22 protein-coding genes are annotated in these 25,407 nt (G+C 37.0%); 6 read left to right on the top strand and 16 right to left on the bottom strand.

The features are described from left to right. Positions 1-9 precede the first annotated feature (9 nt). The 3 genes from KFE94_08185 (at position 10) to KFE94_08175 (ending at position 3,590) form a co-directional block, all read left to right on the top strand. Positions 10-1,416: a hypothetical protein gene (locus KFE94_08185; GenBank protein ID UTW68079.1), complete on the top strand. Its 1,407-nt coding sequence runs from the start codon at positions 10-12 to the stop codon at positions 1,414-1,416. 68 nt (positions 1,417-1,484) lie between these two features. After that, on the top strand, positions 1,485-2,228 hold the full coding sequence (locus KFE94_08180) for a glycosyltransferase family 2 protein (protein ID UTW68078.1): 744 nt from the start codon (positions 1,485-1,487) through the stop codon (positions 2,226-2,228). 3 nt (positions 2,229-2,231) lie between these two features. After that, on the top strand, positions 2,232-3,590 hold the full coding sequence (locus KFE94_08175; GenBank protein UTW68077.1) for a hypothetical protein: 1,359 nt from the start codon (positions 2,232-2,234) through the stop codon (positions 3,588-3,590). Here the strand turns inward: KFE94_08175 and KFE94_08170 are convergent, their stop codons facing one another. From KFE94_08170 to KFE94_08150, 5 genes are all read right to left on the bottom strand, one after another. Further along, complete coding sequence (locus tag KFE94_08170) at positions 3,591-4,310, bottom strand: 3'-5' exonuclease (protein UTW68076.1); 720 nt, start codon at positions 4,308-4,310, stop codon at positions 3,591-3,593. An 83-nt stretch (positions 4,311-4,393) separates the two neighbouring features. Then, a complete protein-coding gene (locus tag KFE94_08165; GenBank protein ID UTW68075.1) occupies positions 4,394-5,605 on the bottom strand; it encodes an ABC transporter permease in 1,212 nt (403 codons plus the stop codon). 3 nt (positions 5,606-5,608) lie between these two features. Beyond that, complete coding sequence (gene rbfA / locus KFE94_08160; protein UTW68074.1) at positions 5,609-5,947, bottom strand: 30S ribosome-binding factor RbfA; 339 nt, start codon at positions 5,945-5,947, stop codon at positions 5,609-5,611. 88 nt (positions 5,948-6,035) lie between these two features. Beyond that, the gene (gene dut, locus KFE94_08155; GenBank protein ID UTW68073.1) at positions 6,036-6,473 is read right to left on the bottom strand and encodes a dUTP diphosphatase; all 438 of its coding nucleotides are present in this window, start codon (positions 6,471-6,473) and stop codon (positions 6,036-6,038) included. Between the two features lie 6 nt (positions 6,474-6,479). Beyond that, positions 6,480-7,604 (bottom strand): DNA polymerase III subunit delta', encoded by a 1,125-nt coding sequence (locus KFE94_08150; GenBank protein ID UTW68072.1) that lies wholly within the window; start codon positions 7,602-7,604, stop codon positions 6,480-6,482. Between the two features lie 178 nt (positions 7,605-7,782). Between KFE94_08150 and KFE94_08145 the strand changes: the two genes are divergently transcribed. After that, entirely contained in the window at positions 7,783-8,973 is a 1,191-nt protein-coding gene (locus KFE94_08145) for a phosphoglycerate kinase (protein ID UTW68236.1), read from the top strand. Between the two features lie 2 nt (positions 8,974-8,975). Here KFE94_08145 and KFE94_08140 read toward each other — a convergent pair whose 3' ends face one another. Genes KFE94_08140 through KFE94_08130 form a run of 3 tightly spaced genes read right to left on the bottom strand, consistent with a single transcriptional unit; the run spans position 8,976 to position 12,092 of the window. Beyond that, positions 8,976-9,575 (bottom strand): hypothetical protein, encoded by a 600-nt coding sequence (locus KFE94_08140; protein UTW68071.1) that lies wholly within the window; start codon positions 9,573-9,575, stop codon positions 8,976-8,978. Between the two features lie 53 nt (positions 9,576-9,628). After that, positions 9,629-11,455, bottom strand: a complete 1,827-nt coding sequence (locus tag KFE94_08135; protein ID UTW68070.1) for a tetratricopeptide repeat protein — start codon at positions 11,453-11,455, stop codon at positions 9,629-9,631. After that, positions 11,448-12,092, bottom strand: a complete 645-nt coding sequence (locus tag KFE94_08130) for a response regulator transcription factor (GenBank protein UTW68069.1) — start codon at positions 12,090-12,092, stop codon at positions 11,448-11,450. The genes KFE94_08135 and KFE94_08130 overlap by 8 nt, the downstream gene beginning before the upstream one ends. Before the next feature lie 123 nt (positions 12,093-12,215). Between KFE94_08130 and KFE94_08125 the strand changes: the two genes are divergently transcribed. Together KFE94_08125 and KFE94_08120 are read left to right on the top strand one after the other, a co-directional pair. Then, on the top strand, positions 12,216-13,127 hold the full coding sequence (locus KFE94_08125) for a hypothetical protein (protein ID UTW68068.1): 912 nt from the start codon (positions 12,216-12,218) through the stop codon (positions 13,125-13,127). Between the two features lie 4 nt (positions 13,128-13,131). After that, positions 13,132-13,578, top strand: coding sequence for a hypothetical protein (locus tag KFE94_08120; protein ID UTW68067.1), 447 nt, complete (start codon positions 13,132-13,134; stop codon positions 13,576-13,578). A gap of 117 nt (positions 13,579-13,695) precedes the next feature. Here the strand turns inward: KFE94_08120 and KFE94_08115 are convergent, their stop codons facing one another. The 8 genes from KFE94_08115 to KFE94_08080 all read right to left on the bottom strand — a co-directional run bounded on the left by KFE94_08115 (position 13,696) and on the right by KFE94_08080 (position 25,394). Continuing rightward, positions 13,696-14,442, bottom strand: coding sequence for a succinate dehydrogenase/fumarate reductase iron-sulfur subunit (locus KFE94_08115; protein UTW68235.1), 747 nt, complete (start codon positions 14,440-14,442; stop codon positions 13,696-13,698). 43 nt (positions 14,443-14,485) lie between these two features. Further along, the gene (locus KFE94_08110) at positions 14,486-16,489 is read right to left on the bottom strand and encodes a fumarate reductase/succinate dehydrogenase flavoprotein subunit (protein ID UTW68066.1); all 2,004 of its coding nucleotides are present in this window, start codon (positions 16,487-16,489) and stop codon (positions 14,486-14,488) included. 7 nt (positions 16,490-16,496) lie between these two features. After that, positions 16,497-17,150, bottom strand: a complete 654-nt coding sequence (locus tag KFE94_08105; GenBank protein UTW68065.1) for a succinate dehydrogenase cytochrome b subunit — start codon at positions 17,148-17,150, stop codon at positions 16,497-16,499. A 166-nt stretch (positions 17,151-17,316) separates the two neighbouring features. Then, a complete protein-coding gene (locus KFE94_08100) occupies positions 17,317-17,907 on the bottom strand; it encodes a Crp/Fnr family transcriptional regulator (GenBank protein UTW68064.1) in 591 nt (196 codons plus the stop codon). 102 nt (positions 17,908-18,009) lie between these two features. After that, positions 18,010-19,863, bottom strand: a complete 1,854-nt coding sequence (locus KFE94_08095; protein UTW68063.1) for an ABC-F family ATP-binding cassette domain-containing protein — start codon at positions 19,861-19,863, stop codon at positions 18,010-18,012. 42 nt (positions 19,864-19,905) lie between these two features. Continuing rightward, the gene (locus tag KFE94_08090) at positions 19,906-20,823 is read right to left on the bottom strand and encodes a YegS/Rv2252/BmrU family lipid kinase (GenBank protein ID UTW68062.1); all 918 of its coding nucleotides are present in this window, start codon (positions 20,821-20,823) and stop codon (positions 19,906-19,908) included. A gap of 46 nt (positions 20,824-20,869) precedes the next feature. After that, positions 20,870-23,119 (bottom strand): T9SS type A sorting domain-containing protein, encoded by a 2,250-nt coding sequence (locus KFE94_08085; protein UTW68061.1) that lies wholly within the window; start codon positions 23,117-23,119, stop codon positions 20,870-20,872. 7 nt (positions 23,120-23,126) lie between these two features. Beyond that, the gene (locus KFE94_08080) at positions 23,127-25,394 is read right to left on the bottom strand and encodes a T9SS type A sorting domain-containing protein (GenBank protein ID UTW68060.1); all 2,268 of its coding nucleotides are present in this window, start codon (positions 25,392-25,394) and stop codon (positions 23,127-23,129) included. Between the last annotated feature and the right edge of the window lie 13 nt (positions 25,395-25,407).

Below are 25,407 nucleotides of genomic sequence, written 5' to 3'. Positions count from 1 at the left end.
CAATTTATCATGAAAAAATTCGGTACCTGGCTGTTGTTAGCCATTTTGTTTATCGCAATGATGGTTTTAAATATGCTTAATGAGGGTTCTCCCGGTGGTGCCGATACTTATATGCATTATTTATTTGCTAAATGGGCTTTTATTCATCCTCATTTATTTTTTGACCACTGGGGTAAACCGATGTTTACCATTTTAGCATCTCCTCTAGCCCAATTTGGATTTAAAGGTGCTGTTACTTTCAACATTCTCATTGCTTTAGGTTCCGGATTATTGGTTTATAAGAGTGCTGAGAAACTACATATCAAGAATTCATGGTTAGGTATTTTATTTACGGTGTTTACTCCAATGTTCTTTTTGATTTCATTTTCAAGTCTAACTGAAATAATATTTGCATTTCTCACCATTCTATCCATTTATCTTTTTACAGATAAAAAATACGTTTACAGTGCAATAGCCATGTCTTTTGTTCCTTTTGCCAGAACAGAAGGAATTATATTCTTCCCTTTAATAATGTTTTCTTTCATTTTTGTAAAAAACTACAAGTCCATTTTCTTTTTGCTTACTGGTTTCATAGTCATGTCTCTTGCTGGATATCCTGTATATCATGATTTTTTATGGCCCATCACCAAAAACCCATATCACGATGCTTCGGCTTTGTACGGCAGCGGGAAACTACTTCATTTTGTAGATCATTCTCCAGGTATCTTTGGATGGCCTATCATAGTTATGTTTGCCGTAGGACTTGTAACGAGTCTGGTTTATGTATTCAAACATAAATTCAATCACCAATCCATTTCGATATTACTCATATTGGGAGTTGCACTAGGATACTTTTCCGCGCATAGTGTGGTTTGGGCCTATGGTATGGGTGGATCTGCCGGTTTAATTCGTGTGATGGCCGGAATCGTTCCTGCAGTGGCTTGCATCGCTTTATTTGGAACTGATCAACTCTTTAGGCTCATACCACACCGTCCATGGGCCAAATGGAGCTTCATTGTTCTCATTGCTATAATTGTCACTATAGAAGGCATTTCCAAAAATAAATTCCCTATTTATTTAGGCCAGGAAGAAACCGAATTACATCAGGTTGCTAAATATATTAAAGAGAATAATCTGGATGAAAACTACATTATCTATTACAATCCCTTAAACGCATATCTACTGGACTTAGATCATTTTTCGGATGTACATAGTCGAAACCAGTTATACGATAACAACCAACCACATAAAGATTTAAAACCAGGTACCATTATTATTTGGGATGCACATTTTAGTCCAAATGAAAGTGGATTACCTAAGACGAATCTGGAACAGGATTCTCAATTGGTAAAGCTCAAAGAATTTCATCCTGTTCATCCATTTCAAGTGTATGGTGGCCAAGAATATGAAGTTTTAATCTTCCAGAAAAAACAATAATTTAAGTTCAAAATCGATAGTATTTCACGAGCCACCGAAATAAATTACATTTGCCCCAAATTCAAGAAATGGCATTTAATACTTTAAGCGTACTTATTCCGGCATATAACGAAGAAAGAACTATTCATTTGATCCTTGATAAAGTTTTAGCTGTTAAGCTTAATAACAACATCAAGAAGGAAATTGTTTTAGTCAATGACTGCTCAACCGATGATACGGAAGGCGCCATTAAAAAGTATATCGCAGAGCATCCGGAAGCGGATATGAAGTTATACAACCAACCCGTAAATATGGGAAAGGGTGCAGCTATTCACAGAGCCATTAATGAAGCTACAGGAGACTATGTCGTTATTCAGGATGCTGATTTGGAGTATGACCCTGAAGAGTACAATATTCTTTTAAAACCGATTCTATCAGGTTTTGCTGATGTAGTTTACGGATCAAGGTTTATGGGCGGAAATCCGCATAGAATTTTATTCTTCTGGCACTCTATCGGAAATAAGTTTTTGACTTTTATTTCAAATATGTTCTCTAATCTGAACCTTACGGATATGGAAACATGCTACAAAGTTTTTGAAGCTAAAACAATCAAAAGCATCTATTTAAAAGAGCAAAGATTCGGTTTTGAACCAGAAGTTACCGCAAAAATTTCAAGAGTTCCAAAGATTAGAATCTATGAAGTAGGTATTTCTTATTATGGTCGTACATACGAAGAAGGTAAGAAAATTGGTTGGAAAGATGGTGTGCGCGCCATTTACTCGATCTTGAAATACAATATTTTTTCAAAGACCACATTTAAGTCCGAACTGTAAGTGATGAAGCTATCTCCTAGTCTTATTATTTCTTGGGTTATAGCAATCGTATTAACACTTACTTTATTTAATCAGTCCAAATGGAATAGTAGAGATGTGCTCAAACATGATATGTATGTGTACTACTCGTACTTGCCTGCAACTTTCATTTACAAGGACTTAACTTTTGAATTCATTCATGATCTCCCGGCTGATGACAAAAGGGAAATTTGGACATTAAATGCTCCAAACGGAAATAAGGTTCAAAAGATGACTATGGGAATGGGAATGATGTATACGCCCTTTTTTGGACTGGCACATCTTTCAGCCCATTTAATGGATATCCCGGCTGATGGGTATTCATGGATCTATCATCTTTTCATGGCATTATCTGCTCTTTTCTTTTCTATTGCTGCCATTTTTATCCAAAGGAAACTCCTTCTAAAATACTTCGATGAAAAAACGGTTTCATTTACCTTATTAGGAATCGCGCTAGGAACCAATTATTACTACTATACCACATCTGAGGGTCCAATGAGTCATATCTACAACTTTTTTCTCATTTCACTTTTTGTCTGGCAGGTTATCAAATGGCTGGAAAACTTCCATTGGAAAAATGCAATCTGGGTCGGGCTCTCTTTCGGTCTCATTGTCTTAATACGGCCAATAAATGCCATTGTGATTCTTATTCTATTGTTTTATGGCGTTCGCTCTTTTGCCGAGTTTGTATTACGTTTAAAAGATGTATTCACCCATTATTATCAAGTTCTACTGATGTTCATTCTCATATGCCTTGTAATTACTCCACAACTTTGGTACTGGCATATGAATACGGGTGATTGGATTTATTATTCCTATAATGATGAAGGCTTCTTCTTTAATGACCCCCGAATTCTGGAAGGCTTATTTAGCTTTCGTAAAGGTTGGTTGATTTATGCTCCAATCATGGTATTCTCCATTATTGGGTTGTTTTTATTATGGTCCAGATCAAAAGCGTCAAAGTTTAAAATGGCCATACTACTTTACTTCATTGCCCACATTTATATTATCTATAGCTGGTGGTGTTGGTGGTATGGTGGGAGTTTTGGATCCAGACCAATGATAGATGCAACAGCAATTTTAAGTATTCCTTTGGCAGCTTTCATTGCCACAACTTTCCATTGGAAGTTTAGCGCATGGATTACGAGAATATTGATTATTGCTTTTATAGGGTTAAACTTATTTCAATCTATGCAATATCGGAGAGGCATTATCCATTGGGATAGTATGACCAAAGACTCCTATTTTCTGGTTTTTGGGCAAAGCAACTATCCAGAAGGATATTCCGAATCATTAAAAACCCCAGATTATGATGCCGCCAAGAAAGGCATGCGAGATGAATAATTAAACCATTTTAATGTTCGATTCTTCAATCAAACTTTGCCCCGCCAACCTTCGATATACCTGAACCAGAGTCACCACATCTTTTTGGCAATATTCCACAATTCTATCCAAATCATTTTCTTCATAGTATACTCCATATACCTGACTTCCATCGATATCATCTTTTGGTGTTGGGATTTCAAAAATGGCCGCCAATAAATCTAATGAAGTGAAATTTTTAAACTCACCGAATTTCCAATAAGTCATCGTATCCAGATGAGGGTTCTCCCATGGTTTTAGTCCTCCAATATTTAATAATGCAGGCAATGCCATTCCATGAATTAACATTCTTCGTGCGATAAATGGAAAATCAAACTCTTTACCATTGTGTCCACACAAACGGTGCATTTGAATATTGTAATAATGCTTATTTAAAAGCGTTGCAAACTCATTTAAAAGAATAGATTCATCATCATTGGCAAAAGAAGTGATTCGAAGTGTAAGTCCTTCTGATGTTCTGGCCACAAACCCTACAGAAATACAGACAATCTTACCAAACTCCGCATAGATCCCTGCCCGATTGTATACATCAGCCGATGTTTCTTCTTCTCCGACAAAAGACTTTGACTTCTTATCCCAAAGCTTTTGAAAACGTTCTGGAACATCGGTATAATTTGGATACTCGGGTACCGTTTCAATATCTAAAAACAAAACCTTCTCAATGTCAATATGTGCTAACATGGTTATTAAGTTTTTTGGTTACGTAAATACAGTTTCTAAAGTAATAATTTGTTTTAATTCCGTAGTAACCTGATACGTAATACTTAAGCCTTAAATCTATTTAAAACAACTCTGGCTGGCAACATTGCAGCGATACTCCCTATAACTGTAATCAAACCGATAATGTATAAAATATCCATCAACTTTAGTTCTACAGGATAGTGATCAATCAGTAAACCTTCTACTGGAATAAAACCAAAATGCGACTGTAATACTACCAATATTATCCCCAACAAAAGCCCTACTCCTCCTCCGGTCAAAGAGATCAAAAGTCCTTCCACAAAAAAGATTCTTTTGATCATTTGTTTCGTAGCTCCCATCCCTCTTAACACGAAAATGTCTCTCTTTTTATCTAAAATTAAAATAGTTAAAGATCCAATCACGTTGAAGGTAGCGATTAACAAAATGAACGTCAGAATTAAAAATGTGGCCCATTTCTCTGTGTTATTGGTCTTATACAACAATTCATTTTGCTCATATCTTGTTTTCACTTTGTATGTATCTCCAATCCAGGCCTGAATTTCTTCTTTTACTTTCTCAGGGTCACTCTTATCTGCTAACCTCAATTCATATGCAGTCACCTGCCCTGGCTTTTGAATAAGCTCCTCAACGTATGAATAAGGAGCTACTGTGTACTTTGCATCTATATCCTGATTTATAGCAAAAATCCCTGAAGGTGAAATAGGCTCGATATAAAACGCATTATCAATGTTGACATGGTTTCCTCCGGTATTTTTTGCCGCATAAACAAACAAAGGTTGCAAAGCATTATGTATAAATAAACCCAACTGCTCGGCCACCATATATCCTACAATCAATTTTGGATTACCATTTTTGGCTCTAAGTTCAGGCTCTCCTGCCCACATTAAACTATCCAACCCACTTTGCGTAATAAACACAGAGTCTACTCCCTTAATTACTGCAAATGCCTGGCTGTCTTTGTATTTAATTAAAACGGTTTCTTCAAGCGACCTGTTCAAACTTTCAACAGATGGGTGATCCTGAATCTTATGTCTTAAATCCGGAGTATCTTCAAACGTTTTACCTCTAACAACCTCAATTCGAATCTCCGCATCAAAACTCGAGTACAGACCCTCTACCAGATTATTGATTCCATTAAATGCGGATAAAACAATGATTAAAGCAGACGCACCAACTCCCACTCCAAACATGGATATAATGGAAATTAGGTTAATGACATTCTTCTTCTTTTTAGAGAATAAATAACGTCTGGCTATAAAAAATGGAAGATTCAAAATCTACTCTTTCAAAAGTTGATCAATCTCTTCCGCATAATCTAATGAGTCATCTCCATAGAATGCAAATTGAGGAACAATTCTCAACTGGTGTCTCACTCTCTTTCCCAATTCAAAACGGATTTGAGGGGCAAACGATTTTAGCGCTGCTACATCCTCAGCCAAATCATCAGTTGGGAAAATACTCACATACACCTTAGCAAAACTTAAATCAGGGCTAATACGAACAGTCGTCACCGTGGTCATCTTCCCAGGTAAGAAATCTCCTTCCATTCGTTGGATAATCGTACTAAACTCACGTCTTAATAACTCCGATACCTTTTCTTGTCTTAAAGTACTCATATATGATTGTTTTGCGCATGCAAAGATAAGCGAGTTTAAATGATTAACTCCCCATTCAAATTAGAATCACCTACGATCGATACGTAATCTATTTCTTTCCGGTACTTCCGAAACCTCCTGCACCACGGTCACTCTCTCCCAAAACTTCAACGGTCTCCCAGGAAATTTGCTCATGTTTTGCAATCACCAATTGTGCAATACGCTCCCCATCAACTACTTCAAATGGTTCATTTGATAGGTTTACCAAAATAACGCCAACCTCTCCGCGGTAATCTGCATCAATAGTCCCCGGTGAATTTAATACCGTAATTCCTTTTTTATATGCCAACCCTGATCTTGGACGTACCTGCGCTTCATATCCAACAGGTAACTCCATAAAAACACCCGTCTTCACTAATGCTCTTTCCAAAGGTTTTAACATAATCGACTCATCAATATTTGCTCTTAAATCTAATCCGGCTGCCGCTTCAGTAGCATATTCCGGTAAATCATGCTTCGACTTATTAATCACCTTTACATTTAGCATATCTTCTTATTTTACTTTTTTACGTACTAATTTCATCATCTTCAGGGATACATCCATCAGCAATATCCTTGGATTGGCATTTCTCGAAATATGATATTCTGCTTCTTCAAAAAGTTCAATCATATCAATGGCATTCAGCTGATTCACATACGGAGAAAACTTTGTAATAAAACCTTTCTCTGCCCCTCCTGTCATCTGGATATCGGACGAACCGTAATTCATAATCAGACTTTCTCTAAATACGTGCAAACCATATCTAAAGAACAACATCAATCTTTCACGGCCCAATTTTGAGATCACTTCCGACCATTGCATCAACTCTAAAAACTCCTTTTGCCATAAGAACCGCATCCACTTGATAAACATCTCCTGATTAAACTGGCGTACCTCATTATCATTAATCAGTTTTTGTGCTTCCAGGTAATTCCCTTGTGATATTTTGGAAATCGTTTCGGCTTCATCGTTACCTAATTCAAAATTGCGAACAATAGCTTCTTTTAAATCAGCTTGACCAATGGGTTTTACATGGATCATCTGAACACGAGACTGAATGGTCGCCATCAGCTGTTCAGGATTCTGACTCACCAATAAAAACACTGTTTTTTGCGGAGGTTCCTCCAGAATCTTTAGCAATTTATTCGCAGTCGCATTATTCATTTTTTCAGGAAGCCAGATCAACATGATTTTAAACTCAGACTCATACGGTTTTAAGCTTAAATCCTTTAGAATCTCTCGTGCCTGCTCCACATTAATCAGCCCTTGCTTATTCGCAATTCCCAAATGCGCCAACCATTCGCTAGATGACATATAAGGATTCTTTGAAAGCGCTTCACGCCATTCAGACAAAAAATCCTTGGACATAATTTTTGAACCAGTAATCTTCTTGGTTCGGTTAATCGGATAACAATAATGAAAATCAGGATGTACAAATTTCCCACATTTGGTCATAGCGGCATTGAAATCCTGACTGCTTTTAGCTAATAAGTAACTACCAAATGCCAAAGCCATTGCCAAATTACCGGAACCTTCATTTCCCGTAAACATCAAAGCATGACTAATTCGTCCTGCATCAATCATCTCTTTTAATCGAGATTTCAGTTCTTTATGTCCGATTACGTCATCAAACTGCATTGGGCCAAAAGTAGTGAATACACCTTATTTTAACTCATTTTATCAAGCCCATGATTGCTAGTTTTTCAACAGAAAAATAAATTTTAAACAATCGGTTCAAATCCTATAAAAACCGTTAAAAACCTTTCGCTATTTTTAAAAAAAGTACGACTATTGAATTGCGAAAAAAATTGACATGATGAAAACAGTAAATGATATTGATTTTAAAGGTAAAAAGGCTTTAATCCGTGTAGATTTCAATGTGCCTCTGGATGAGAACATGAATATTACGGATGACACGCGTATTCGTGCAGCATTGCCAACCATTCAGCATGTGCTTAACAGCGAAGGATCTGTAATCTTAATGTCTCACCTGGGACGTCCAAAAAATGGTCCTGAAGAAAAATTTTCTTTAAAGCATATTGTAAATCATTTATCTGAACTTCTGGAAAGAGAAGTGAAATTCGCATCTAACTGCATTGGTTCTGCAACTGAGAATTTAGCAGAAAATCTAAACTCTGGTGAGGTGTTGTTATTAGAAAATCTACGTTTTTATTCTGAAGAAAAAGCGGGTGATGTAGATTTTGCAAAGTCATTATCCGTTTTAGGTGATATTTATGTCAATGACGCATTTGGTACAGCGCATAGAGCACATGCTTCAACCGCAATTATTGCACAATTCTTCCCAACTTCTAAAGTTTTTGGTCTTTTAATGGCTAAAGAATTGGACAATGTCGCTCAGGTTATGGATGATCCAAAACCTCCATTTACAGCAATCATTGGTGGAGCTAAGGTTTCTTCAAAAATCAGCATTATTGAAAATCTTCTGGATAAGATTGATAACTTGCTTATCGGAGGTGGAATGGCTTATACATTCATTAAAGCACAAGGTGGTGATATAGGAAATTCTTTGGTAGAAGATGATTATCTGGATACTGCGTTGAAGGTTCTTGAAATGGCCGATGAGAAAAATGTACACGTTCTTTTACCGGAGGATTCTGCAGTAGCGGATGCTTTTGGTCCGGACGCGGATCGATCTGAATGTGCAACCAAAAACATTCCTGAAGGATGGATGGGTATGGATTTAGGTCCGGATGCTATTGAGCATTATAAAACTTGTATTGAGCAATCCAGAACTATTTTATGGAATGGTCCAATGGGTGTATTTGAATTCGATAAATTCGAAGAAGGAACCAAGCAAGTGGCATTTTCAGTAGTTCGCGCTACAGAAAGTGATGCTTATTCACTTGTAGGTGGGGGTGATTCTGTTGCTGCAGTAAACAAATATGATTTAAAAAATCATGTGAGTTACGTTTCTACGGGTGGTGGAGCATTATTAGAACTTATTGAAGGAAAAGAACTTCCGGGAGTAAAAGCGATCTTAGATTAGTTTTAAGGTAACGCTGCAAATATTCCAAAAACAACTGCATTCGCATTGTATTCCAGGATATGCTTGTATCCATATTGCTTATAAGCATATCCCAACTCTATACCGATATTGTATTTATCCGGTCGATGAATTAATGTCATTCCAACACTACCGGAAATAAGGATGGGTGCCCCTATGTCTGATCTATGATTGACTCCTTTATCTCCATTCTCATAGTGTTTTTCAGAAGCGAAAACAACTGCAGTACCTAATTCTAGTTTCGCAAAAAACAGTTCATTATCTCTAGTGGAAAACTTAACTGACGCTAGCAAAGGAATTCTATTTTCATGAATACTGAACGAATCTATATTGGACGTATTTAAACGTTCATATCCAAACCCCAAACCAAATCGTGTATTTCTGTGTGCCAGAGGATAAATGATATATTTCAACTGATAACCACTACTCGTGGCGTATTTCCTATCTTTTGAAAAGTTGGTTTCAGGATTTCCAAAAACATGAGCACTCCATTCCACTTTTTTCAAAGGAACTGTCTCATTTTGTGCATTTAAAATTGTAGAACTAAGAAATAAGGTAATCACGTATAGTATTCGTTGGATCATCTTTAATTTTAATTGGTTAATTCAATACATTAATGGCATTTCTCAATCAAAAATCAAACCGAAAATTGCCACTTAATTTGAGTTCCTTTATTTTCTTCGGAGATTAAATGAAACTCCCCATCTGTCTTTTCTACACGGTGTTGCATATTATATAATCCAAAACCTCTTTCTTCAGATTCAGACACATTAAAACCAATGCCATCATCTTCCACCGAAAAGATCAATTGATGAGATTTAAGTTCTATTTTGATACTGATTTTTGTTCCCTTTGAGTATTTGAATGCATTGGTTATAGCCTCTTGACAGACGCGATATGAAGTCAGCGCGATTTGAGGAGTTAACACCCGGTCAGAACAATTTGTATGCATTTCTAATTTTATAGACTCCTCGGAAAACCTTTCGCTAAATGTTCTAATCCTTTCTCCCAACTGCTTTACCATAATAGACTCCGCTCGTATAGACCAAACTGTTTCTCTAAGAATTTCACTAATCTTTCTTACCTGAGCGACTACTCCCTCCAAGTTTTGCTTTTCTACCGGATATTCAGAAGTGTAAATTCTGCTATCTAAATTTGAGGTCACAACAGTCAACTCTGCCCCAACATGGTCATGCAAATCCATCGCAATACGGCTTCTCTCATCATTTAAAGAGGCTTTTAAACGCAACTGATCATTCTTTCTTTTTTGAATATATGTCCATAAAAGGAAGCCTACTAATATTAACAAACTCGCAATGGCGATATACTGATAAAACTGGGTTTTCTCTTGTTGTAATAATTCCACTTTCTGTAACGCCAGCTTTTCATTTTTTTCGGCTACTTGAAATTTCTTATGTAATGCTACAGCTTCTTTTTGTACCTCAACTCCACGAATACTATCTGAAAGCATGCTACCCGTTTTGAGATAATAAAATGCACTGTCATATTGCCCTACTGTAGACCAGATATTGGCATACAACAGAAACATCCGCATCTTTTCTTCCTCATCATCATAAACATCCAATATTTCAACCACCTTTTGCATATAGAATAATGCAGAATCATTTTGTTTTTGGTTGTAATACAGAAGTCCCAGATTGTGGAGACTATTCCCCATCACCGCATAATTTCCCCTATACTCTGCGGCCTGATACGATTTAATATAATAGTTCTTTGATTTTTCTACATCTCCCTGGATTTCATAGATGCTGGCTAAATTGTTATACTCCGAAGCACAATAGACTTCAGCTCCACCAGCGACTTTTATATCTATACTTTGGTTGAAATAATATATAGCGGAATCATACGCCTCGTTAAAATTATGAACTGTACCCAAGGCATTGTACACATTAGCCAGGCTCCATTTCGGATTTAAATTTTGATAGGTTTTCTCCGCCTTATGATAGTACTCTTTTGCTTCTTCGTATCGTTCTAATCGATTAAACGCATTGGCAATATTATAGCTCGCATGCGCTTCTCCAATGGTGTCTCCGGTTTTGTGAAAGCTTTCTAAAGCATTAAAACTTTGATCTAAAGCTTTTTGATAATCTCCCTGACCAAAGTAATTGATACTCCGATTCAGGTATGCTTTATTTACGATATCAAAAATGCTTCTGCTCCGGGCAAAATCAATGGCCTTTTCAAACCACATGTTTGCAGTATCAGATAAACCTTTATTCATGTAACATATCCCCAACCAATTCAACGCAAAGGCATATGATGTATCATAGGCATTCGAATCGTATGTCGTAATCTCACGCGCATAATAAATAGAAGAGTCAATTTGAGTACGATATGATGTTCGGGCCAGTTGTTCTAATTCATCCAATCGCTTAGCATCTTCATCAGATCCCACGGCATATACCGGACTTAATACCAAAAGGAAAATTATAAATCTAATCATTAGATGTATTGAGTTTATTAATGGCCTCTACCTTAGAATGCACTCTTAATTTTCGGTAACAGTTTTCGACATGTTTTCTTACAGTACCGTAGCTAATATACAAATTACTAGCTATTTGCTCATAACTCAAACCTTTTGATAAAGCTACCAAAATCTCGTGCTCACGAGTTGTTAAATTATATTCTTCAGCAATATTCTTTTCCTTCTTAGGAGTTCCTTTTCGAATTAGGTTCAACGATTTTTTCGCAATTTCTGCACTCATTGGTGCACCACCTTCTAATGCTTCATAGATAGATTTATGGATTTTTGCCGGAGGCTCTTCTTTTAATAAATAGCCACTGGCACCTGCCATGATCGCATCGAAAAGATAGTACTCATCATCAAATACAGTACACATAACAATTTTTATTGCCGGCCACCTTTCGGATACAATCCGTGTCGCATCAATACCATTCATTATAGGCATATTAATATCCATTAGAATCACATCAACCTGATGATCTTTCTGTAAATAAGTCACCAGATCTTTACCATTCTTTGCCATGTGCTTCACTTTAAACTCGGGAGCTAACTCGACCTTGTTTCTCAAAGCCAAAGCCAATTGCGGTAAATCTTCGGTTATTATAATATTCATCATACGTGTTCAATTTTATGGATACAAATTAAACGGTAGTTCCACGATTAAAAAATACGCAATCTTGCGTATTGTAACCCTTCCCAAAGCGCTAAATCTTTGTTGAAACAAAAAATTAGCATTCTCATGAAAAAATTTATCACACTCTTTGTCATATGTATCGTACCGCTTTCATCACTGCTATCACAACAAATAAACTATACGATCACCTCCAACGAGACTAAAAAGTCTCCCATGGTGAGCATCAATACCGATCTACTTCATTTGGAAATGATGCAACACGATATAATTGCCCCTCTTTCATTTAATGTGGGTGTTTGGGGGCATGTAGAAATACTGCCATCGTTTGTGGGAGCACAATTCACTTTAAGAAGAAGTCTATTTAACGTAGGACTTTTAGAAGAAGAAAACTTCAATCCCAATTTGGAAATAGAGTTAGGAGGTTATCTCATTTTCAGTAACAAAGTGGTTAAAAAGAAAACAGTTGTTATACTCGATCGTAAAGAAACTGATAACTGGGATGGTACTCGAACTACATCCACTAAATCTATTACCATTCCTGCAGAAAGAAGAAGACAATATATGCTGCGAGGAGGGTTCTATAGAAAGTCTACCGGAAATAGTTTAGAATATCTGGAAGGCTTTAAAGACCTAAACAACAACTCCAATTTTGTCAACTACAAAACAGCCGGACTTTATGCTGGTATTGGAATTAGAACCCTTACGAGTTTATTTGTAAAAACCGACACTTATGGAAGTCAGTTTAATTCTGCTGGGAGAGATTTCTATTTCGATCTCATGGTTCTGCCATCCAACAAATGGGAAGATATGAGTGGCAATGATGTAACTGATGTAGTCACATCATTAAGTAAAAAAGGCCCTTTAGGCGCACGAATTGGAATTAAACTGTTCCAAATTGACCCAAAATCCAAAACCAACAAAACTTTTGGAATGTGTTATATGTTCGAAACCGGAATCAAACCTTACACCGGATTTTTCTTACAAGGTGGTATTGGCTTAACCATCATTAAAAAATAGAGTTATGAAGTTTTTATTCGTTTTATTACCGCTATTAATTTTAGGTTCATGTGATCTTTTACAATCCGAAGATGAAGGTTTTCAGTGTGAAAAAAATGCTCCCATACAGGTCTCCGGTCAAGATAGATGTACAAACGCTATGGGGCGAAATCATAAAATTGGGGCATATCATTCCTATGAAAAATTAGACCTCCAATTTAATGGCGATTTCACTATTCATATGCAAACGGATACAGGACGGATTACCACCAAAAAATATGATTATCCGGGAGAAGTCAGCTTATGGTTTCAGGAAATCAACAAGGGCGGTTCTGGTTCGGTAACCATCACCACATTTGATACGATTAATCGCATTATCTCAGGTCGATTTGATCTTACGGCAGAAGGCGCTCACAATTATCAGGCATATGATTATCATGTTACCGGAACTTTCAATAAAGTCCGTTTTTAATCATCAAACCCCTTCCCCCTCTCGGTTGTATGAGAAGGGGGATTAATTACTCCTAAACAAAAAAACGCCCCATACCAGCATTCCGGTATGGGGCGTTTTAGAAAATAAGAACTGTTATTAATCCGCTAATGCGGCAGATAAATACTCACGATTCATTCTCGCGATATTATCTAAAGAAATTCCTTTTGGACATTCTACTTCGCATGCTCCGGTATTGGTACAGTTACCAAAACCTTCTTCATCCATAACCCGCACCATGTTTTTCACACGATCTGCAGCTTCTACTTTACCTTGTGGTAACAAAGCAAATTGTGAAACCTTAGCCGATAAGAATAGCATAGCTGAAGCATTCTTACAAGTAGCGATACATGCGCCACAACCAATACAGGTAGCCGCATCAAATGAAGCATCTGCATCTGCTTTTGGAATTGGAAGTGCATTCGCATCTTGCGTATTCCCAGAAGTGTTTACAGAAATGTATCCACCTGCCTGTTGAATTCTATCCATTCCGGTACGATCTACAACCAAATCCTTAATTACTGGCATGGCAGCTGCTCTAAATGGCTCGATATAAATCGTATCACCATCATTGAACATACGCATGTGTAACTGACATGTTGTAATTCCTTTATCCGGACCATGTGCTTCACCGTTGATGAATAACGAACACATCCCGCAAATCCCTTCACGACAATCATGGTCAAATACTACAGGCTCTTCTCCTTTGTCTACCAATTGCTCGTTTAACACGTCTAACATCTCTAGAAAAGAAGAATCAGGTGAAATACCAGTAACGTTATAATCTACTAACTTCCCCTTAGAATTAGCATCTTGCTGACGCCAAATCTTAAGTAATAAGTTCATTCCTTTATCTGACATAATCTATAATTTTTTCCTCTAGAGAGGTTTATTTATAACTTCTTTGTTTTAACTCTATATCATTGAAAGTCAATTCTTCTTTATGAAGTTTGGCTTCTCTTGGGTTTCCAGTGTATTCCCAAGCTGCAACATACGCAAAGTCTTTGTCATTACGCAATGCCTCACCTTCTTCAGTTTGAGATTCTTCTCTAAAATGACCACCACATGACTCATTTCTGTGTAATGCATCCACTGCAAATAACTCACCTAATTCTAAGAAATCAGCTACACGACCTGCTTTCTCTAATTCTGTGTTCATTGCTTCCGCAGAACCAGGAATTTTCACGTCTTTCCAGAATTCTTCACGGATTTGTTTGATCTCATCCATCGCTTCTTTCAAGCCTTTTTCATTTCTCGCCATTCCAACTTTATCCCACATCACTTTTCCTAAACGTTTGTGGAAATGATCTACAGATTTGGTTCCTTTAATATTCATTAAAGTTTGAATTCTATCGCGAACATCTTTTTCAGCTGCTACGAATTCTGGCAAATCCGTTGGAATCTCACCGGTACGAATTTCAGCTGCTAAATAATCTCCAATTGTATATGGCAATACGAAATATCCATCAGCCAATCCTTGCATCAATGCAGATGCTCCAAGTCTATTTGCTCCGTGATCAGAGAAGTTTGCTTCTCCAGCCGCATAACATCCCGGAATTGTTGTTTGAAGATTGTAGTCCACCCAAATTCCACCCATTGTATAGTGTACTGCTGGATAAATCATCATTGGAGTCTCGTATGGATTCTCATCCACAATCTTCTCATACATCTGGAATAAGTTTCCGTACTTAGATTCAATCACAGCCTTACCCAATTCGATAATCTTTTCTTGGGTTGGATTGTGTAATCCGGTTACATGAGCTTTTTCTTTTCCGTAACGTATAATTGCTGAAGCAAAGTCCAAATAAACCGCCTCTCCTGTAGCATTTACACCATAACCTGCATCACAACGCTCTTTTGCTGCTCTTGATGCCACATCACGAGGAACCAGGTTACCAAATGCAGGATATCTTCTTTCCAGATAATAATCTCTTTCGTCTTCTGAAAGATCCGTTGGTTTCTTCGTTCCTTTACGGATTGCCTCCACATCTTTCATATGCTTAGGTACCCAAATTCTACCATCGTTACGTAAAGACTCAGACATCAATGTCAATTTGGACTGATGGTCTCCACTTCGTGGAATACAAGTTGGGTGAATCTGTGTATAACAAGGATTTGCAAAGTACGCTCCTTTTTTATGAATCTTCCATGCCGCAGTTGCATTAGAACCCATCGCATTTGTTGATAAGAAGAATACGTTCCCATATCCACCTGAAGCGATAACAACTGCATGCGCAGAATGACGTTCTAATTTACCTGTGATCAAATCACGCGCAATAATTCCTCTGGCCTTCCCATCTACAACTACCACATCTAACATTTCGTGACGGTTGTACATCGCGATTTTACCTTTTGCAATTTGACGATTCATTGCAGAGTAAGCACCTAACAATAATTGCTGACCGGTTTGTCCTTTCGCATAAAATGTACGAGAAACCAATACCCCTCCAAATGAACGGTTATCTAACAAACCACCATAATCACGTGCAAAAGGAACACCTTGAGCCACACATTGGTCGATAATTGAACCTGATACCTCTGCTAAACGATAAACGTTTGCTTCACGTGCACGGTAATCACCACCTTTTACTGTATCATAAAACAGACGGTAATCCGAATCACCATCATTTTGATAATTTTTTGCTGCGTTGATACCTCCTTGTGCTGCAATGGAGTGCGCACGTCTTGGAGAATCCTGATAAGCAAATGCTTTTACATTGTATCCCATTTCAGCCAATGATGCAGAAGCTGCACCTCCAGCTAATCCAGTTCCAACAACGATGACATCAATTAATCGTTTATTAGCTGGATTCACCACATTAATATGGTTCTTATGATTGGTCCATTTATCTTTAATTGGACCTTCCGGAATCTTTGAATCTAACTTTGACATAGTCTAATTATTGAACTGGATTTAAGAAAAAATAAATAGCTATCGCAGAAAAACCAATGGCAATCACTGCGCTATATACGGTACCTAAAGTTTGTAATAAACCTTTCCATTTGCTGTTTTTCCAACCTACGGATTGGAATGCAGATTGAAATCCATGATTTAAGTGGATTCCTAAACCAATAAATGCTAAAACATAAAATACTGCGTAATACCAAATACTAAATAAACTAGTTACCAGCACATAGTCATCAGATACGTGATCTGTAAACTTCAACTCATAAAAGAAGTCACGTAAATGCAACACTAAAAACACCAATACCAAAAGACCTGTAATAATCATATTACGTGAAGCCCATGTAGAACTTACCGAAGCATTTTCATAAGCATATTTAACTGGTCTGGCAGCAGCATTTTGTCTTGTCAATTTGATCCCCATTACAATGTGTACCAAAAAGCCAGCAGCCAATACATACTGCATGATTTGGATTAAAGGGTTTGTTGCCATAAAGTGAGAAGCTTCGTTAAACAACTCTGGACCAACAAACAAAAACAGATTAATGGTAAGATGGACAATCAAAAATGTTACCAGAAAGAAACCGGTAATTGCCATCCAAAACTTTCGTGCAACTGACGAACTAAAAAAACCTTTAAGAGGACTCATTTTGAATACATTTTATGTTTAAAATATGCACAAATGTAGTGCGTTTCATCCATTCAAGACATTAATATGACACGATAAAAACCCGGAATTTTAATTTAGAACGATTACAAATAAGGCTAAAACCATAAAATGCTGTATCGCCTTTCAAAGGGTTAAATATGTCATATTAATCTACCGCTATGCCCTGGCTGATTCTGGCGCGAATTCGACTTAATGCCTGAGGCGTAATCCCAATATAGGAAGCAATATATTTTAAAGGAATTTCTTTAATCAATTGGGGTTGATGGGTAAACAAGTTATTGTAACGCTCTTCTGCGGATTGGGTAAGTAAACTTAACTCTCGCTTTTGTTTTCCTATAAAAAATTGTTCTGCAATCTGTCGGCCAATACTATTCCCCTCACTGGTTTGATCAAACAATTCATTTAAATCATGATGAGAGATTCTCCATATTTTGGTATCCACCAAAGTTTCGAGTTGATATTCGGCAGGTGTTTTTCTGATAAAAGAATCATAGGCGCTAAAAAAATGTCCGTTAAAGCCAAAACCAAAGATTGTATCTAAATCCGATTCTTCATTAGGAATTAAAAATCTTATAGCTCCGGTTTCAATAATAGAAACATAGTTTTCCACCTGACCTTTCGCCAATATCACTTCATTTTTTGACAGGGTCACAGGTTCTAATCGTTCCACAAACAACTTCCAAATATGATCTTCCAGATCGATGAACTTTTCAAAATATTTTCGAATATTATCCATAATGTAAAGGTTAGTATTCAACTCAAATAATTCTCAGTCAAACCTAAAGGGAACCATTTATTTCTACAATGAACCCAGGTTAAGTATTACGTGTTGACCCTGCTAAACATACTCTGATAATTCCAACCAACGCATTTCTTTGGTATCCAATTCATCTACTATTTGCGTAAGCTCCGCTGATATCTTCATAATTTTTTCGTGATCATCAGCTACCCGGGTTAACTCTTCCGACAACTCTACTTTCCGTTTTTCCAGCTCCGGGATTTCTTTTTCCAATGCATCGAACTCCCTTTGCTCGTTATACGAAAGTTTGGTTTTAACCTTTTCCACCTTCTTGGGTTTCTCTTTCGTTTTCACCTCGCTTTGTTTGATGCTCTTTTGCTCCGCTTTCCAAATTTCATATTGGGTATAATTCCCCGGGAAATCTTTAATCTCCTCTGCATAATCCATAGAAAACACATGATGCACAATTCGATCTAAAAAGAAGCGATCATGACTGGCCACCACCAAACATCCCGGATAGGACAACAAGAAATCTTCCAATACATTGATGGTCAAAATATCCAAATCATTCGTGGGCTCATCCAGTATCAAAAAGTTTGGGTTCTTCATTAACACCTGAACCAAGTGCAATCTTTTACGTTCCCCACCACTTAATTGATCCACTCTTAAATAGTGCATGTCTCTAGGGAAAAGAAACCTTTCCAACATCTGTGCAGCGGAAATAAACTTCCCTCCCTTTAAAGGAAACACTTCTGCAATCTTCTTTACCACCTCAATCACTCTTTGATCCATACCTCCTTGTAACCCATCCTGAGAATACAATGAAAACTTAACCGTTTCGCCTACGATGATTTTTCCAGTATCAGGTGGTAAATTCCCTAACATCATATTGATCAAAGTAGACTTTCCACTTCCGTTTTTTCCAACTAAACCCACAAAGTCATTTCGTCCAAATTTGTAATCAAATCCTTTGAATAGAACTTTATCACCATATGATTTAGAAACATTATGAAACTCCAGGATTTTGCTTCCCAAGCGTTCCATTTGAGAAGAAATTTTTGCTTTTTCTTCTTTGGTTTTTACAGATGCCGCTTGTTTAATTGCTCCAATAGCATCTATTCTGGCTTTAGATTTTGTCGTTCTCGCTTTGGGTTGTCTTCTAAACCATTCCAGTTCTTTTTTAAGAAGACCTTGCGCTTTTTGTTTTTGCGCCACCATATTGGCCTGTCGTTCTTCACGCTTTTCAAGGAAGTATCCATAACTTCCTTTATACATATACATGTCTCCTCGATCAATTTCCAGAATCTTATTCGTTACAGCATCCAGAAAATATCTATCGTGGGTCACCATAAACAACGTGGTGTTACTAGTTGATAAATATGACTCTAACCAGGAAATCATTTCGATATCTAAATGGTTGGTCGGCTCATCCAGGATAATCAAATCCGGATTTTCGATCAATAACTTCGCGAGTGCAATTCTTTTTTGTTGACCTCCGGATAAAGTTCCCACTTTAGCATCTAATCGGTCCAAACCTAGCTTTCCCAGAATCTCTTTGACTTTATTCTCGAGATTCCAGGCATCCATGCGTTCCATACTTTCGTACAGCTCCGTGATCTTTTCATGATCCTCTGCCAAAACAGCTAGCTCATAATTCTTAACTACTCGAAAAACTTCAGAATCGGATGAGAATACCGCATCCAAAATAGTTAGTCCCGGCTCAAAGTCAACATCCTGCATTAATAAGCCCACTTTAATATCTTTTCGAAAAACCACCTTGCCGGAATCCGGTTCTTCAATACCTGCAAGAACTTTTAAAAGTGTTGTTTTACCACTTCCATTTCTTGCAATCAGTCCAACTTTATCTCCTTTATTCAACCCAAAAGTGATCTTTTCAAAGAGCACCTTATCCCCATACATTTTTGTTAAGTCTTCGACTGATAAATAGTTCATTTCCCTTAGATCTAAAGTAAAAAGCGCAAAATACAAATCTCTTTAATGCAGGACATATATCGCATCCTGAATCACTGAAAATTTTATCTGCTTATATGCTCCCACATATTCTCCATCCGCTTGTACAGGTATCTTTTTCGAGTTCTCCATTTGTCCCAATTTATTCTGATACTTATTTACAAATGAAATAGATTCTATTCCTCCTGTAAACAGCTTATATAACTGTGGAAAAACAATCCAATTGGAAACTTTTTGAACTACAGTAAAGTCCAGTTTGTTTCCATTCAACTCCGCATTGGGACTAATATGCATTCCTCCTCCAAAATATTGTCCTAAACTGGCTGTCAATAGAAGCGTAGCGCCTTCATAGCGTATTTCGCCCCCAATAAAACACTTACTTATCGGAGACTTAAAGTTCAATAATGCTTTTATAGCACTGGATAAATAAGACATTTTACCCGATTTGCCATTTGCATTGAGTTTTTCGAGGTTTTGCACCACCTGTCCATCAATGCCAGCTCCAGCTACATTAACAAAATAATGCTTATTTATATCATGATCTGTTTCTAATTGCCCCACATCATGACGCATCAAGTTATATTGGGTTATCTTATCTATAATATTTTCTGGACGAAGTGGTGTTTTAAAATTTCTCACCCAATCATTCCCGGTTCCAACAGGAATTAAACCCAATACCACATCCTGATCAGGATTCTCAACCGACATCACCGCATTAACCATCTCATTGATAGTTCCATCTCCTCCAACTCCAATAAAATTGCGAATTCCTTTCTGGTATTGTTGCTTAACTAATTCTATGGTGTGTTGATGATAATCCGATATTTCAAATGAATAATTCAGATTGTTTTTATCTAACTCTTTCTGAACTTGCTTCCACTGCGACAGCCCTTTCCCGCTTCCAGATACGGGATTAATAATAAAATACCACTGATGATTCATTTACGTTAGCAAAGAAATTCATTTCCGTGATATACGCAACCCTAAGTTACTCCATGATCAATTTCGCTCTAAACAACTGACCTTGAACCTCAATGCGCGCTACATAAAATCCTGACGAAATTTCCAAATTAGAAACCTGTATTACATTCCTTCCTTTTACTGCATATATTGGTTCCCGAAATATTGTTTTACCGGCCATATCAAATATCACCAAATCCCCATCCCCGGAATACGGAATATTAAACCTAACTCTAAAATTTCCATTATTGGGATTCGGGTAAATATCTAATTTATCTGTTACACACCCGCTTGAATCTTCCTCACGAATCACACAAATATCTTTAGGGTATGGACTATATGCATATTTCAAAGCATCCATATTCAAATACATTAAACCTCCGGTACGTTCACCAACAATAAGCTCTAAACTATCACTCCCATCCAAATTTGCACCGGTCACCCCAATCATTGAGTTAGAAACTTTCATACTGTCTATTCGTGTATAAGTCCCCATTAAATTGTTATCCAGACCATCATAATACAACAGATTACCAATACCATCAGCGATTACCAATGTGTTATTGGTTCCGCCATCAATCTTCCCTATAAATGGAACTGCATGACTATGCTCTCCTGGATAATAGTTAAATATGTCACCCAAAGTATCTGTAGCGGAAATTGTATAGACAGGATTGGTACTATCTCCCTGATTTAAATACAACCTAATATTTCCGTTCATTTGCCCAACTAACAAATCTTTAGCATTGTCACCATTTACATCAAATAGCAAGGGTGAAGGTTGTATTCCAAATGATTGGCCTTTAAAAGTATCTTCAACCAATACAAAATCTGCTTCCTGATCAGGAGGAGCTATATTTCGATAGAAACTTAATGATCCATTACTTTCTCCTAAAATCATATCATTATCCCCATCTCCATCCAAATCTCCAAAAGTTGGTGCAACTCGGATAAATCCTAATGATGAAACTCCAGCCAAATCATCCGTTACAAATTCAAATGACGGATGGGTAGCAGTACCATTATTTCTATAATAAGCCAGACGAGAATTGTATTTTACCTGAAAGGTGGTGGGATTATAACTCTCAAAATACCCAATGTTGCCAATAATTAAATCCGGAATTTGATCTCCTGATATATCAGCTAAAACGGGTAATGCCATGGTACCTACATCTACTTGTTCATCCACTAAAAAGCTTTTCTTGGTTAACTGAAAATTTGGAATATCATTGACGCCAACATTTTTGTATAACCACACATTCCCGGTATCCAATCCATAATCTCTTTCGTTCGGTGCTACCACCAAATCATTTTTGGAATCGTTATCTACATCTAAGAAAAATGCTGCTGGAAACGTGGGCATATCCACAGGATTTGGCCCAGTGGGATAATGATACTCCACAGTGGTCATGTAAGCATCGGTAGGCGTACCTTCATTTTTTAACATCACCAAATTCTTATACTTGGGATCAGCTACTAGCAAGTCTTTCAATCCATTTCCATGTAAATCTAAAGCGATGACCGTTGCTCCGGGATGCCGGGCTACATTCCCTCCACCATTTGACGTTTTACAACTTACCCCCAGGATAATAGAGTCTGTCATTTGATCTTCTTTAAATCTTCCCCAACAAGATCTATTTGATTCAAATATCAAAGTATCCAGATTATCAGGAGGTGTTATATTTTCATAGAAATTTGCCATGACCCCACCTATATTGAATGATAAAATGTCCAGGTCTCCATCACTATCCAAATCATCAATACACGGATAATCCAAAGAAATCGCATATACGGCACTTGTAGGATCACCATAAACACTTGCGCGCAGGTAATCTGTCATCTCTTCAAACTTTAATACGGTATCACTAATATTTTGATATACACGCATTCCAGCTATATTGAACGTAAAAATATCCTCCTTTCCGTCTTGATTGTAATCTCTCAACAACATGAAATGCACTATATCATCAGGAAAAAAATGCGAATATTCTGGCGCATATGTATATGATGGGGTATCAGCAATACTATCATTCAAATACACTCTAACCACATTCGCTGAACGATCAAAAATCACCAGATCTTTGACGCAATCAAAATTAACATCCATATGATTCACCTGCGGGTTATTCAGTCCACCTGCCCATGCATTTTTAAGTACCACACCATCTTTCTCCACCTTAACATTGTCATTTTGGGTGTACTTATAGAAATGTTGCCCATTCACAGAAAATGCTGATAAGGTAAATATGATGGTAATTAACTTAAATTTAAAAATCATATATGCTTTAACGAACAATCAACTTTTCTCTTAATAGCTGCCCCCCTACCTGAATTTGAACAATATAAACTCCATTTTGAACACCAGTTCCTGAAATATCAATTTCATTGAGTCCTTTGGACAAATTGATTACTTGTCTAACAACCCTTCTTCCAGCCATATCGACTATGGTTAAAGTTCCAGCGCCAGACTTTTGAACTTGTATTTTAACTTTAAATGTTCCGTCATTTGGATTTGGATAAATGCTCAGGTCATTTCCATTATTCTTATGTAAATCTTCTATATCATCAATAATAGGAGGACAAGTGTCTCTGGGATACGGACTATAAGCATATCCTACCGCATCCATATTTAAATACATTAAACCACCAGTACGTTCACCAACAATCAACTCTAAACTATCACTTCCATCTAGGTTTGCACCAGTCACTCCTATCATAGAATTCGACACTTTCATACTGTCAATCAACGTGAAATTTCCCATAAAGTTATTATCTAACCCATCGTAATACATTAAGTTTCCATCTCCATCAGCTATCACCAATATGTTATTTGTTCCGCCATCAATCTTACCAATAAATGGTACCGCATTACTTTTGTAACCAGGATAATAATTAAATATCCCACCTAAAGTATCGGTTGCAGAAAGGGTATAGATAGGATTTGTGCTGTCTCCCTGATTTAAATACAATCGAATATTTCCGTTATGCTGACCTACCAATAAATCTTTAGCATTATCTCCATCTACATCAAACAAAAAAGGAGTAGGCTGTATCCCAAATAACTGTCCCATAAACGTATCTTCCACAAGTACAAAATCTGCTTCTTGATTGGGAGGTGCAATATTTCGATAAAAGCTTAAGGCCCCATTATTCTCAGCGAAAATCATATCATTATCACCATCTCCATCCAAATCGGCAATAGCCGGAGCAATTCTGGTAAATCCCGTAGAGGAAATCCCTGCCAAATCATCTGTCACAAATTCGAATGAAGGATTAGTAGCTGTACCATTATTTCTATAATATGTTATTCTAGAGTTATACGTTGTTATAAAATTATAAGGATCATAATTTTCAAAATACCCTATATTTCCAATAATCAAGTCTGGAATTTGATCTCCTGATATATCCGCCAATACGGGTAAAGCCATAGTACCTACATCCACTTGTTCACCAACCAAAAAATTCTTTTTTTGTAATTGAAAGTTGGGATGATTATTCGCTCCAAAATTCTTGTAATACCATACGTTTCCTGTATCCATTCCATTATCCCGTTCATTTGGCGCCACAACCAAATCATTCCTTGAATTATTATCTACATCTAAAAAGAATGAGGCCGGAAATGTGGGCATATCTACCGGATAAGGGTCAGGATAATGATAATTTACAGTGGTCATATAAGCTTCGTCAATGTCTCCTCCATTTCTTAACATCACCAAATTATTATAACCTACATCCCCTAATAGAACATCTTTTAATCCATTTCCAAATAAATCCAGTGTTGTCAAAGTTGCTCCAGGATGTCTAGCGACATTACCACTTCCGGGATTTCCTGATACACGTCCTCCACAATAGGAATTCAAAACCAAAGAATCCGTCATATGGTCTTCATGAAATTTACCCCAACAAGATTTATCCGACTCTAATATGATGGTATCCAGATTATTGGATGGTGTTATATTTTCATAAAAATATGGCTCGGTCGCTGCCTGATTAAAATTCAATATGTCCAAATCACCATCAGAATCTATATCATCAATACAAGGATAATCTACTGGAAGAACGTATACCGCACTAGTTGGTTCTCCATTTGTATTCGATTTAAGATAATCTGTCATTTCAACAAATTTCAATGCGGTATCACTTACATTCCTATATACGCGGAATCCAAGAATACGTGATGTAAAAATATCTTCCTTACCATCATGGTTGTAATCTCTGAGCAACATAAAATTCTTCAAATCATCTGGAAAAAAACGCGCATACTCCGGAGCATAAGTATAAGAAGGGTCATCCGAAATATTATCGTTTAAATACACGCGAACTGCATTAGACGAACGATCAAAAATCACAATATCTTTGACACAGTCAAAGTTGACATCCATATGATTCAGCTGAGGGTTATTCATCCCACCGGCCCATGCATTTTTGAATACAGTTCCGGCTTTTTCAACCTCAATACTATCATTACGGGTGTACTTAAATAAGTGTTGGGCATTCACTGAAATTGTAGACAGCAGTAACACTATGAAAGTAAATTTGTGTTTTAATTTCATATTAAATTCGGTT

It is taken from the genome of bacterium SCSIO 12643, assembly GCA_024398135.1.
GTDB lineage: Bacteria > Bacteroidota > Bacteroidia > Flavobacteriales_G > Salibacteraceae > CAJXZP01.
This window is presented reverse-complemented; position numbering and strand designations above follow the sequence as displayed.